General features: G+C 37.0%; 12 protein-coding genes. All 12 read right to left on the bottom strand.

Going from position 1 to position 13,315, the window contains the following annotated elements; translation table 11 throughout:
* Positions 1-7: 7 nt before the first annotated feature.
* The gene (locus tag A6J68_RS04375; protein ID WP_000206522.1) at positions 8-3,835 is read right to left on the bottom strand and encodes a phage tail protein; all 3,828 of its coding nucleotides are present in this window, start codon (positions 3,833-3,835) and stop codon (positions 8-10) included.
* A gap of 12 nt (positions 3,836-3,847) precedes the next feature.
* Positions 3,848-4,690, bottom strand: a complete 843-nt coding sequence (locus A6J68_RS04370) for a phage tail domain-containing protein (protein WP_000365119.1) — start codon at positions 4,688-4,690, stop codon at positions 3,848-3,850.
* A 12-nt stretch (positions 4,691-4,702) separates the two neighbouring features.
* Positions 4,703-8,929 (bottom strand): tape measure protein, encoded by a 4,227-nt coding sequence (locus A6J68_RS04365; protein WP_105253162.1) that lies wholly within the window; start codon positions 8,927-8,929, stop codon positions 4,703-4,705.
* A gap of 28 nt (positions 8,930-8,957) precedes the next feature.
* Positions 8,958-9,188 (bottom strand): hypothetical protein, encoded by a 231-nt coding sequence (locus tag A6J68_RS04360; protein ID WP_000398752.1) that lies wholly within the window; start codon positions 9,186-9,188, stop codon positions 8,958-8,960.
* A 74-nt stretch (positions 9,189-9,262) separates the two neighbouring features.
* Positions 9,263-9,718, bottom strand: coding sequence for a tail assembly chaperone (locus A6J68_RS04355; RefSeq protein ID WP_000424190.1), 456 nt, complete (start codon positions 9,716-9,718; stop codon positions 9,263-9,265).
* A 50-nt stretch (positions 9,719-9,768) separates the two neighbouring features.
* Positions 9,769-10,401, bottom strand: a complete 633-nt coding sequence (locus tag A6J68_RS04350) for a phage major tail protein, TP901-1 family (protein WP_000450517.1) — start codon at positions 10,399-10,401, stop codon at positions 9,769-9,771.
* Positions 10,402-10,412: 11 nt separating this feature from the next.
* Positions 10,413-10,772, bottom strand: coding sequence for a hypothetical protein (locus A6J68_RS04345; protein WP_000640604.1), 360 nt, complete (start codon positions 10,770-10,772; stop codon positions 10,413-10,415).
* A 3-nt stretch (positions 10,773-10,775) separates the two neighbouring features.
* On the bottom strand, positions 10,776-11,120 hold the full coding sequence (locus A6J68_RS04340) for an HK97-gp10 family putative phage morphogenesis protein (protein WP_000060408.1): 345 nt from the start codon (positions 11,118-11,120) through the stop codon (positions 10,776-10,778).
* The gene (locus tag A6J68_RS04335; protein ID WP_000639437.1) at positions 11,117-11,395 is read right to left on the bottom strand and encodes a hypothetical protein; all 279 of its coding nucleotides are present in this window, start codon (positions 11,393-11,395) and stop codon (positions 11,117-11,119) included. Before A6J68_RS04335 ends, A6J68_RS04340 begins: the two co-directional genes overlap by 4 nt.
* 10 nt (positions 11,396-11,405) lie before the next feature.
* Positions 11,406-11,762 (bottom strand): phage head-tail connector protein, encoded by a 357-nt coding sequence (locus tag A6J68_RS04330; RefSeq protein WP_000356705.1) that lies wholly within the window; start codon positions 11,760-11,762, stop codon positions 11,406-11,408.
* Between the two features lie 5 nt (positions 11,763-11,767).
* Positions 11,768-12,664 (bottom strand): hypothetical protein, encoded by an 897-nt coding sequence (locus tag A6J68_RS11475; protein ID WP_000818573.1) that lies wholly within the window; start codon positions 12,662-12,664, stop codon positions 11,768-11,770.
* 18 nt (positions 12,665-12,682) lie between these two features.
* The gene (locus A6J68_RS04320) at positions 12,683-13,252 is read right to left on the bottom strand and encodes a DUF4355 domain-containing protein (RefSeq protein WP_000797011.1); all 570 of its coding nucleotides are present in this window, start codon (positions 13,250-13,252) and stop codon (positions 12,683-12,685) included.
* Positions 13,253-13,315: the final 63 nt, after the last annotated feature.

Raw genomic sequence — 13,315 nt, 5'->3', positions numbered from 1 at the left:
TTTTCTCCTAAATCTTTCCTGGAATAGTATAACTGTAGCCTTTTTCAGTCGTTTTATTATTGTGTAGTAGCTGCAAGTTATCAATAATCATATTAATTGTATCTTTCATGCTTGTATAAGTTGATGTATTTTTCCATAGCCAAATATCTCCTACTTTTATCTTAGACGTTACACGATGATTTATGTTACGTGCATCTATTGATAGCTGATTTGGCAAAGTAATGATTTCCCAACCATCAGCGTTAGTGTACGCAGAGCTTGCTAAGTGAATACTATCGCCAACTAAATCAAGAGTATCGATGTCTTTACCATTCCAAGCGCGAATACCTACGAAACCACCGTCGTTTGACGATTCACTTCCCCATCGATTAGAACCTATAACCGTTACGCCAGCCGCGCCCTTTCCTTCAACATTACCTGTTGCAAATTTAACGAATTGGTTAGGATAACCTGCAGTAATACGTTTGATAGCTGGATTATCTGTGTAAAATTCAATTTGTCCTGTATTAAGATCGGTTAACATTGCACCGTTTTGCGATATTAAAACGCCGCTACGTATCAGGTCCGCTGACATTCTTCCGCTGGTAATATTACTAGCATCTAAATTAATGACATTTATACGATTAGCATCAATTGTTCCTGCTGTAATCTTATCTGCAGTTAAATCTTTTATCATCGCATTAGTAATAATGCCATTATCAATAATAGATTGACCTGACAAATGTATTAACTTACCTTCCAGTTTTACGTTACCATCAGTCAAATTAAGCTGACTCAATACAGTACCGTTAGAAGTCAAATTTTTAATAGCCCAACTGTTCGCTGTTTGTGCGACTATTGTATTAATCGCAGTAACATTATCTTTGATATCTTGCTTGGATTCAGACCAGGGTAGATCAGCAGTACCTTTAGATAACATAAAACCACCAACCATAAACCAGCCTGGATCACTGGCCAACATTGCGAACCGTGGTCTGATTTTACCGTCTCGAGTTGGAATAAATGTTATTTTAAATCGTCTAATGGTTTGAGTGACGTCTTTAATAATAGTTTCACGAGGAGTTGTGCTTGTAATATGATGATTCCAAAGATCATACAAGTAGAAATATAGATTTCCTGCTTGTTCTCTAGAAATGTATGCAGTAAACGTATACTCTTGATCTTTTTTGACATCATATTCGATTAAAGGTGACACCTTATTACCGCTTACCCATTTTTTAAAAACAAATGGGTAAGGCGATTGTGTTAGATCCTCTAGTACTGCACCTTCTGTTTGCCATCCTGTGAATTTTTTTGTGCCAGGTAAAATGTTGTTATCAAGCTGACTAACTGTTGCAACTATACCGTCAGCCGTTTGGGTAACTCGTGACAAGCGTCCATCCACATTAGATACTGTTGATTGTATATTATCAACTTTTTGTATTGTAGCTGTCAGACTCTCGTTTTGTTTACCAATCAGTTGACTATGACTATTAACTGTATCGTTGATTTTATTAAATTCAACAGTCATTTTATCTTCTTGATCCGCTGGGGACTCTGAATAGTCACTTGTAACATTTCCATGTTCAAGCTGGTAACCTGCAATATACAACCAACCATTTTCATTAAAGCGTTCGAAGCGTGGTAAAATATAGCCATCAGAAGTTACGTTAAATTTAATAACGATACGTTGCCAATCCGTGTTTAAAGTGATCGACTTGAAACTAATACTTATCTTAGCCTGTTGCGATTGATCATTTGGTAACAAATATAAATTAACAACATCATTATCTATGCTTGATTTAGCATATGCACTAAAAACGTAATTCTCTCCGCTTTTTACAGCATACAATTGTGATATACCACTCCACATTGCTTTGCGCTTTAGCACTGTTAAGCTAAAATTACCAATAGTCAAGTTATCGTCATCAGATTGCCAGTTATTACGATTAAACCAATTTTTAGTCCAATTTTTAGTACCAGATAGTAGATTAACTGTACCTATCTTTAAATTATCAATAGTATTATTAACACGAGTTATTTCTCTGCTAAAACTATCTGCAGTTTCCTTGACTTTATTATCAGCGATAACAGCAGACTTACTTGTAATCAACGCTTCAATATTTGTTTGAGATAATCTCGTTGTAATTTCATTAGCCGTTTGTGTGACTTGGGTCTGTAGACTGCTAAGCGTACCATCAACAGTCTTTTTGTTAGCAGTAATACTTGTACTATTTTGATCAATCGTCTGCTTATAATTAGCGAGTGTTTGAGTGATATCTCCATCTTTTTTTAACAATGCCTCGTAGCTAGTTTGTAATCCTTTGACTGTACCATCAAGTTGTGTCAGTTGCAGATTAGTTGTTGAATAATGCTCAACTTCTGTTTTAGATAACGCAGACATTTTATCCGTCAGTTTTTTAGATTCACTAATAAGGTTTGTCAATGCTTCTGTAGCATCTTTTTTGGCAGAATCAGACAAATTCTTTGCTTGATTAATTAATTCGTCTTGGCTAACATTTTTAGCAACAATTGCATTATATTTTTCAGTTAACTGTTCATCAGCAAGTTTCATTGCTGCATTAACCTCTATGATTTTATTAGTAATTTCTTTCTTTACAAAATCAATATCGTCGCTAAAAGAATTGATAATCCATTCAGCACCATTCCAGAAATACATTCTGGTAGTATCGCCAACAGTTAAAAAAAGCAAATCACCCTTTCTTAGCGTGCCTTTTGGATCATCTACTGGCATCTCCGTACCATAGTAGTTAGTGTTTTTACCATCAGCTGATGCTAGTGCTTGATTTGCTTTAAATACTGCATTATCTAGTATTTCTTGGTTATTATTAATCTTACTTGATAATTGGCTAACAGCTACAGTTTGTTTTTTGATTGTACCAATATCGTTACAAGTGACTTTATGGTTAATCAGCTGACCTGTTACATCATACTCACTTTCAAACGATACTATTCGGATTTTTTCCTTAAATCCTAGTGTCTCATTGATAGCCATAATATAATCACCGGCAATAGGTTGAGTGTACTGATAACCTGCTTTTGTAAGATCTTCAATGTCAATTTTTACAGCGATATTGTAAGACGAATCTACATTTTGTTTTAGTACTGATTTTAAATTGTCAGCGTTAGTGTACCGCTCATCAACAACAGGCTCACCCTCAATTCGTCCATATTCCTTTGCAAGTGGACTTTCATATTCTACTTCGAGCCTTCCTTTGGAATGATCCTCTTGGTCAGTCCACGCTCCAAAACCCTTCTGATATGTAATAAAATCATTGATTTTCTTTTCAATTATGATTTCATTCATATTGAAATTTTTACGTACGATTGTTGATAAATCTGTTCCTGTTTTTTGTAGAATTCGAACAACCTTGCCACGAACAAAAAATTCAACTCCTGCACTCTTAATGATGTCATTAAATAAATCAAGTCGCGATTTATATCCAAACGATTGCTTTTCGAAAGATTTGACAACTACTTCTAAACTGTAAGTATACCCGCTGCCATTAAAAATAAAGTTCAAATATGCTTGGAAAGTATGTGAACCATCATTTAATTGCTTATGTAGTGATGATTTATCAAAATCATAAAAAAATTGATGAACTGCATCAAATTCAACTTGAATTTTGTTACCAGTATCAGTAGGTTTAGCATAAATAATCTTGTAATACTCATCATCAAACTCAAGTTTCCAACCTTTATCGACCTTGTTTAGTACCTCTTCGTTAGTATAAATTGTTCCTGATAAAGACCTTTCTCCGTTAACTGCATTAGTTGTTTTAACAACAGCTTGAGCTTCAAACTCATTATCTTTATGATCTAAAAAAGTTGTCAATCTATCACTTCCTTACTTGTAAAGTTCTTTAAAGTTTAAAAACTTGATTGTGCCTTGAAAATTTGTGCTGTAGAGAATAGTCTTGTTGACTTTTTGCTTTAAAACAAAATATTCATGATTGGTTCTAGCAGTCACATTTATCTTATTCAATGTTGTGGATATACCAGTGATTACAATAACGTCGCCTTGATTAAGTGGTGCACTATATTGATAAGCCCAGCGCCTCCCATCGATTTCAAGATAAAAACTACTTTGTCCACCAGTTGAAGTTAACTCTACAGACCATGGGTATTCTAACTGGCTAAAAGGTGCAGTACCAGAATAATTAAACGTTCCGTTAGTAATGACTATATTTTGTGCAATAGTTTCACCAAATGGAAGTTCTGCAGTCTCAAATGCAATTGTAAAGTTGTATTTGAGACCTTCACTAGACTTACCAACAAAAGTGTACTCAGGTTCACTTGAGACATAAACTTTCCAACGATAGTGCCACGCTGTATGAGATTGATTTAATAAGTCTAAATCACCTGCTTTCATCCCAGGCAATTCGAAATCATATAAATTTTCTTTCTGAGGATACATTTTAGTAATGTAAAAAGGCTCACTATCCACTAGTAAGCCATTCACATCATCTTTTTTTGTCATAAAATCTTTAATAGAAGCTACAACTAAGCGCCCATTAACCTTAACTTTTTTTGTGCCATACTTAGCACTAGCAAAGATTTTACCGCTTCGACCTTTCACTGTTCGACTATCAACCTCAAGAGATGATGAACGGTCATCGACATCAAGTATTCGTAGACCAATCTCTGAAAATCGAAAGGATTGATCACTCTTTTGTACTAATAAATCCATTTTTCTCCTCTCTTATGTCGCAAAGTTGAAGTAATTATCTTTATTACTTTCTCTTGCTTCTTTAGATTTAATAGTTGTATAAATTTCATCACCAACAAGTTCATTATGAACCTCGAACGTTGGACTAGTCAATTGTTGGTTGCGTACCTCGTCGCTTAGATTATCAAGTGATGATGATACACCTGCACTTGATATGTTTGCAGATGTCGCTAATTGTGAATCTGTTTCCCATCGCTGATCAGTCACAGCATTAGCGTACTCTTTACCTATTACATTGATATCATCCATCCAATCCTGCATACCAAGTGCAAAACCTTCACCAGTATAAGCACCAAGTTCTCGCGTTACTCGCGAAGGCGAATGAATATCCATTGCGCTTCTGATTGTTGCAGCGACATTAGCAGCAATACTATTAGCAATAGCCATAATAGTTCCTGCAGTGCTTGCTAGGCCATTTGCAAATCCAATCCCAGTATTATAACCTGCAGATCTAGCACCACTCGCTGCTGCATTCATTGCAGATACAACCGAATTCATTGCACTTCTTGTTACACTCACAGCGCTGTTCATTCCACTTGAAATTGACGAACGAATACTAGACATAGCATTTGAAACTGTAGACTTAGCAGAATTAAAGGAACTTGTAAAGGTGGATTTAATATTATTTCCACCTGATTTTACAGTATTATTAATACTATTCATTCCACTAGTAACAGTGCTGTTCATTCCTGACATTGAACTTGAAACTGTAGATTTAGCTTGTGTAAAACTGCTATTCACACTGTTAGATATATTTGCACCGCCTGATTTTGCAGCATTTGCAGCTTGATTCATCCCTGTAGATACAGTGCTAGTTATACCTGACATGTTATTAGCTACACCACTAGCCATACCAGCTGTAGCACCAGTAACTCCAGAACTCATTCCATTCGCGGAAGTGGTAGCATTTGCTTGTGCAGTTTGCATATTACTTGTTGCCTGTTGCGATAATTCCAAGAAATTCGGTAGAGACCCCAGACTCATTTGGCTAGTAGCGTTATTAACATTAGCAGTCATTTGATTAGCTTGATTAGTAGCATTTGTATTTGCTAAAGTCATGTTCGAACTCAACGCTTCATTAAATCCTGCCGCATTCAGCAAACCTTGATTTGCCATAGATGCTGTTTGTGCATTTACATTTGTTGCCATCTGAGTAGCATTTGTTGTCGCATTTAAATTAGCAAGACCAGTATTTTGACTAATGCTATTTAGCATAGTAGTTGTGTCTATGTTAGTTTGATTAGCCATTGTGGTCGTCTGCATACCAACATTCATAGTCATTGTTGACATGTCTGATGTAACTTTAGCGGCACTTGTTGAGCTCTTTCCTGTGATTTGGTCCCACATAGAACTAAATCCACCTTTAATGCCTTCCCATACCCCTGAAAGAGCATTCGGAATAGCCTCAAGCATAGCTTTGCCAAGTCCTATAATCAATTGAATACCAGCTGAAATAATCTGTGGCAACCCTTTAATAATTGCAACAGCCAACTGCACAACTAACTGTAGCCCTGCAGATATAATTTGTGGTAATGCTTGTGATAAACCAGATATCAATGACTGAATAATCTGCATCGCTGCTTGGATTACCTGTGGTAAATTTTGAATAATACCTTGCACTAACATGATTATAATCTGGATGCCGCCTTGGATTACCTGTGGCAAATACTGAGCTATACCGGAAATAAAACCTGTGATGACTTGGGTTGCAATTTGTACAACTGCGGGTAACATTTGGATAATGCCTTGCACTAAATTAGTTAAGATAGCAATGCCATTATTAACAATGCTTGGCATGTTTGCTTGTAAGCTTGCCCCAAAATTGTTAATAATTTGTTGAGCATATTGAATAATTAGTGGAATATTTTGCACAATTCCTTGAACTAAATTAACTATCAATTCCATACCAACTGCTAAAAGCTGAGGTAATGCACTTGCAATTGAACTAATAAATGTCCCTATAATTTGTATTGCTGAACTAATTAAACTCGTAGCATTTTGTCCAACACCTTGAACTAAACTAGATATTAATTGGACACCTGCTTGAATAATAACAGGTAACAATACAGTAATAGCATTTGCAAATTTAGATATAAGTTCAGCACCACTAGCAATTAATTGAGGTATTTGTGATGTAATGCCATTTACCAAATTAGTGATAATTTGAGAACCTCTAGTAATTGCTATATTTAGCAATTTATCAATTTGAGTACCAAATTGATTGTTTACTAAACCAAGACCTGCTACGACCAATCCTAAAATTGCCGCTGACCCTATTGCTGCCATAGCAACGCTTACCACAGCTCCCATGGCTTGTGTCATTGCACCGAGTATAGCAACACCTCTCGCTGCCGCAGTTGCAAAAATGGCAGGTAAACCACTTACTGTTGCTGCAAAAGCACCAATTATTCCGCTAGCAGTTGACAATCCACTGGCTACCATTGCTCCGAATGATCCCAACGCTGAACCAACAGTCCCAAGAGCAACACCAATCTTACCAATAATTGATATTAAAGGCATAATAGTTGCAATAGCACTTGCAGGATTTAATAAGGCCCAAGCTGCTATTGCAGTAGGACCTATAGATGCTATCTTTGATTTGATTCTATCAATAGTTGCTGACGATACTTCACCAGTTTTTGCAAATTCACCTAAAGCAGTATTTAATAATCCAAAAGCTGATTTAATTCCACTAGTTAGTGGACTAAAGTCAATATTCACCATCTTGGAGATTCTAGCGAATGCTGCAACAAGGTTTGGCATTATTGAGTTCACAGTTGCAAATGCAGAATTTATAGCTGGCTTAATACTATTAATGGATTCTGCAATGGTCTTCATACCATTAGCTTTGGCAGCTTCATCAAAGGCTGAAATCATACCTGCTACGCCTTTTACGACGGCGGTATGTACGTTCTTCCATGCAGTTCGGATTCCACCAGCCGATGATTGGGCCATCTCAGCAAAACCACCCTGCGCCTTGTTTAGTTCAATCATTTTATCAGCGAATTCTTGGGCAGTAATACTGCCGTCTGAAAGAGCTGCTTTTAAGTCCTGAACACCATTTTTACCAAATCCGAATGACTCTGCCATTTTAGACATTAAGCCAGGGGCAGCTTCAGACACAGAATTAAACTCTTCGGCATATATCTTACCAGACCCCAACGACTGGTTAAACTGTCTAAGTGCTTGCTCAGCCCCTTCAGTAGTCGCTCCATAACCAATCATTGCATTATTAAATGCTAATGCTAGCTCTGTTCCTTTATCTAAGCTACCTGTAGTTATAGCTAATTGTTGGGCACTTTTAACAGCACTGTCTAGTGGTGTAGGAAGTCCTTCAATTCCTTTAGATAATTTATCTATTGATGCTTTAGACTGTTGTGCAGAATACCCAAATAGCGCCATCGTTTTCGGAAAGCGGTTCATGGTATCTACACGACTTATTGCACCGTCCATTGCTCCTGTGATTGCTTGGATTCCTTTCTGAGCAATGGCCATCAAACTAAAAGCAGAAATGATACTTCCCACAGTGCTTCTTAGTTTTTCACCAGCAGATGATGCGCTTGCGAATCTCTGACTAATACCATTTAGGGCACTAGTTGCAGAACTGGACATCCTGCTAAAACTATTGCTAAGACCTGTGCTTAACTTAGTCGCTAAATTAGTAACCGCTGAAGTGATTCTACCCCCAAAACTACTACTGATTTTATCTGCAACAGTACTCGCTTTAGAACTAACAGAGTTGAAAGCAGCTGAGACGGCACTTGTGATCTTAGACGAAAAGCTAACTACTGCACTTGTTGCACTTGTGAATGCGGATTTTATGGGTTGAGGGATGGCGCTCGATAACTTCTGTACGCTATTTTGAATAATTGAAAAAGCTTTATTGAACCCATTCTTTATGGGTTCGGGAATTTTTTCACCGATAGATGCTGCTATCCTTTGAATTTGACCAAGAGATAACTTGAGACCTGTACTATATGCATTACCGAGTCTTTGCCCTAATGATTGACCATTATTTGCTAATTGAGCCATAATTTGACCAATCATCTGTATCATTTTGTTGCTGTTGTTAACTGCAGCATCCTGCGCTTTTCTAAAAGCATTTTGTGTAGTACTAACAATTCTAGCCATAGCTGCCTCATAATCTTTAGTATTTGCACCAATATCAGCGAATATAGCCCCATCAAATGTACCTGCCATTAAATCCCTCCTTTCTTGTTATATCTTGTTATAAATTTTGAAAATGTAAATTGAGCTTCGCTACACGTTCTGCGAAATCGTTTGAAATATTAGTTAGATCTTGTTTATTTTGATAAGTTCGTTTAATTTTGTTACGTTGTTTATCTAATTTGAGCTTATTAGCATTGACGTTTTTAGCATTTAACGTGTATCTGAGATTTAAAGCAAGTTCAGAGAGGTTTTCACGTTCTGCAATTTGCTTGTACTGCAAACCTTCCATAATCGCATCTAATTCCGTTCTTGTACACTTGTAAATAATATCAATGTCCGTCAGGCCAAGTTGAGCACAATTAATTAAGAGATTGCGTCTTTCATTTTCCCAATCATGTCTTTTACGATTTGGATTTGAGCTTCGTCCGCATCTTCTCGAGCTTCTAAATATTTCACTGATTTCTCCATGCTTTCGATATATTTCGAAATCTTCTCTTTGAAAAAACCAGATTCAACCATGTCATTCTCAATTTCTTTAAATAAGGCTTCTGTCGACCCTTCTTCTTCGACTAGCTCTGCGATAGAATCAAGCACTTCATCTTCTGACAATGCTTTTTTACCGCTGCCTACAGACAGCTTGACTAAATCTACTACAGCTGAATCATCACGCTCTAAGATTTTATAAAATAGCGTACCGACGCCGTCAGCGTTACGTTCCCCTGTCTCTTTATTCACAGTCCCAAGTCTATTATTTATCTTAAACATTGTTTTAAAATCAAATTTAATTTCAATACTGCGTTTTGCTACTGTTAATTCCATTTATGTATTTCTCCTTAAAAATAAAAGGTAGCGAAATGCTACCTTATAAATTAGTGTCCTTCTGATAATTTTTCAGGAACTGCTCCCGGTGAACTTCCTGAAACTTCTTTTTTCTGGATATTGTCATAATCGCCAGTAGTTTCGCCTGGGTTTTGATATGCATAAACACTTGTTAGCAAAGCGATATCTTCTGCCGTCAGTGGAAATTTGCCATCTTTTAAACTATCGATAATATTCAATGCATATGATGCTTCTACAAGATCTTCAACACCTTCTGAATATTCAATCTCGTCAATTTTTCCATATCCAAACTTAGCAGGATAAACTTCTCTATCTTTTAAAGTTCCTGAACCTTTTTCTTTCAAAGATTCGTCTGCGATAACACGCCAAACTTTGACAGATTTACCAGTTGTTTTAGCTATTTCTACAATTTCAATTGCTTTGTCTTTCGGTGTGTAGTATGATGTCAAATCAATTGAGTGCTCATCTGTTGCTTTTTCAAGCACACGTCCTTGTTGAGTTTGTTCATCAATAAAATCTCCACCGAGCGTCGTTGTCCCATCTGTGCGATACGCTGGCAGAATTGCTTTACTACCTAATTCAGCATCAACAGATTGAATAAAATAAAATATATTTTTACCTTTAATAGGCTTAGCTGTAGTAATTTCAACTGTAGTTTCCATTTAATTCTCCTTTAAATTAGTATTTCTGTGATATTGATAGCAATATGGTAGACCTCACGACCTACAGAATTATCCATCAATAACTGTGCATTAATCCGTTTGTTTCGTCCTAAGGACATAATCATTCTAGACTTAACCTCCTCTGCATCTGTTCTGCTAGTGGCAGGTAAGAATGCGTCAATATTTAGCCCAAAATCTCCCACAACAGCTCCTGTCTGCGCTGTTTTTGATGTATCCGATACATTGGAACCTATGACAATAAACGGCTCTAAAACGTCCGATTTTGGTAATTTAAAATAGATTGGGATATTAAGTGTTCCCAATCTATTTTTTACCTCATTCAGATATAAAGTTGATGGTGAGTATATCATTGATCACCTCTTAAACATTTTTTTGAGGTTAGCCATTAACACTGGCCATTCTTTTCTCAGGGCAGGGTCTAAAAATGGTTGAGCTTCCATTTTACGAGTACCTAACTCAAGATAAATAGAATATAAAACAGGAGAAACCACTCTATAGTGCAAGAGTTTTTGTTGTTCATTGTAGATTTGACTTCTCAGCCATGTAGTATCAACCGGGGCTAGTATTTTAGCCTGTCTCTCAATCCTAGCTGCTGATTTGCTAAGTTTTTTATCTACAGCGATTCGTGCTGACTTCTGCTTGCGCTCAACACTGCGTAAAAACCTGTCCAGTCCTCGCATACGATAAGTAAGACTCATACATAAATAACCGTGCTATTTTTATGGTGCGCTAGTCCCTTTATCAACCTCGGTTTCCCCTTGTAGATAATCTTGCTAAAGCCATCGTAATGGCCTTGCAAGTGCAACTTAAAAGCGTTCAAATCATATTTACCAAATAACCCCATCTGTTCAGATTTTGTGAAAGTATTTTCCATGCAGGGGATTTTTCCGCTAGGTTTTTCAACAGTTCTTTTATCTAGAAAATCGTCCTGCTCATCGACATACACTAAGATAACTCTATCTTTGTAAATCATTTATGACCTCCTAAATAAATCTAGCGACACCTTTTCCACGGCACCTTTTACCATAAGCAACATTTCTAAGAATTGAGTCATATTCTGTGAGATAGTCTTCCCAACTAAAAGACCGACCTTCTTCAGAATCTGCCTTGGCTCCTTCTGAATTAAGCCGATTATATCTTTTAATAGCTACATCTCTTGCGATAAATGTTAAACGTCGTGGTATTTCTAACAGCTCTTCATCAGAATACTCATTGAGTTTCGCAAGGATACGTTCAATACTTTCGTCAATGGCAAGTTTAATCAATTCGTCTTGTGAGGCATCATTCTTAGCAATACCTTTAAAAATTTTTACCTCAACTAAAAGTAGTTCCTTATCCATTTATTTTACCCTCCTGGAACTGCTCCTGGGACCTCTTTATCTGCTTCAATAGTTGCCTCTACAACTCCTTCAGGAATTTCAGCAAATAGTACATTCGCTCCAAAAAATACTGACTCATAAGTTAAGTTAGATAATTGACGTTGACGAGCTGCAGCAATCAAGCCAGTCTCATCTGTGTAGTCTGCAAATAGACCACCTAAATCTCCACCACGTACATTCAACGAAGCAAAAACAAGATTATCAACTGCAGTTGAGTAAACTTTTCCTTCTGGCACAGATGGCATAACGATAACATTCTGCATCCCTAAAAAGTTCTTTAGTAACGTCATCCCAAAAACATTAGAAGCATCTGCACCTACTTTAGTATCACCAAGGTAATTTGCTACATCTAAAGGAGATACAAAAGAAACAAGTTGAGACCCCTCAAACTCATTAAAAGTAGCTAGTTTTGCCCATGATAAAGATAGTGCCTTCTGAAGACCAGCCCCTTTAACTTTTGTTGGTTTTGTTTTGAGGAATGTAAAGAACGCATCCTTAATTCCATTCTGAAGCTCACGCATAATGCGCTTATCTGCTTCAGTGATAGCACGAGCTGCACCATGGCGAGCAATTGCCTCAGCTGTAGTTGCACGACGTTTCTTGAACCACTTCACTGTATAGTCTTTATCTTTAGTTCGAGTAACCTTAGACAGAGGGATTGTTTCCCCTTCTCCAGGATCAGTTTGATCTAAAGTCACTTCCCACTTATAGGTCTGAATTTTTAAATCACTGGTTAACTCTTCACGACGAGTAACCCCTAGTAGTTTCAGTAAGTCATTAATGTTTTTGGAAAACTTGTTAACAAAATCAATCGATTTAATGTCTCCCAAGTCTGCCATGGTGTTTAAATTTTTTTCAGCCATAATATTCCTTTCTTATTCTTAAAATAAGTTACGATTTTCAGCAATTAAACGCATACGTTCGTCGTCGTCTTCTACTGCCATAATCTCAGCTTTAGTCATGCCGACAGAGCCGTTGCCAGTCCGTGGTGGCTTCTGAGTCAAACGATTATTAACGCGCTTTTCAACAGCCTTATCAAAAATAATTTGTAAATTATCAATATTAGTCTTAACTTCTTCTGCAGTAGTACCTAAAACAACATCAATAAATTCTAATGGCAAACCTTTTTCCACAAGGAGCGTTTGAGTCTCAATACGCATTTCACGTTCTGCGACTGCTTTTTCTCGTTCTGCGATTGCATCAAGACGTTTTTGTTCTTCTTCCTTAGCACGTTCATCCTTGGACATTTTGGCCAATCGTTCGCCCTCAGTACGTGCCTTTTCAATAGCGTCAGATTGTTCTGCTTCCCATTTAGCTCGCTCAGCAGTCATCATTTTTGAAATATCCGCACGAGTAAATGTACGCTCATGTTCTTGCTTAGCTTGTTCAACAGCTTCTTTCTGAGTGTCGACTTGCTCAGTAGTTTCTGTTGCTACATTTTCTTCTGCCATAATTTTCTCCTTTAGTGGTTACGCCACCAACCGATAGTCTAGTTTTACGTCCTGCGACGAAAC

The organism is Streptococcus sp. 'group B', assembly GCF_002073795.1.
GTDB classification, from domain to species: domain Bacteria; phylum Bacillota; class Bacilli; order Lactobacillales; family Streptococcaceae; genus Streptococcus; species Streptococcus agalactiae.
This window is presented reverse-complemented; position numbering and strand designations above follow the sequence as displayed.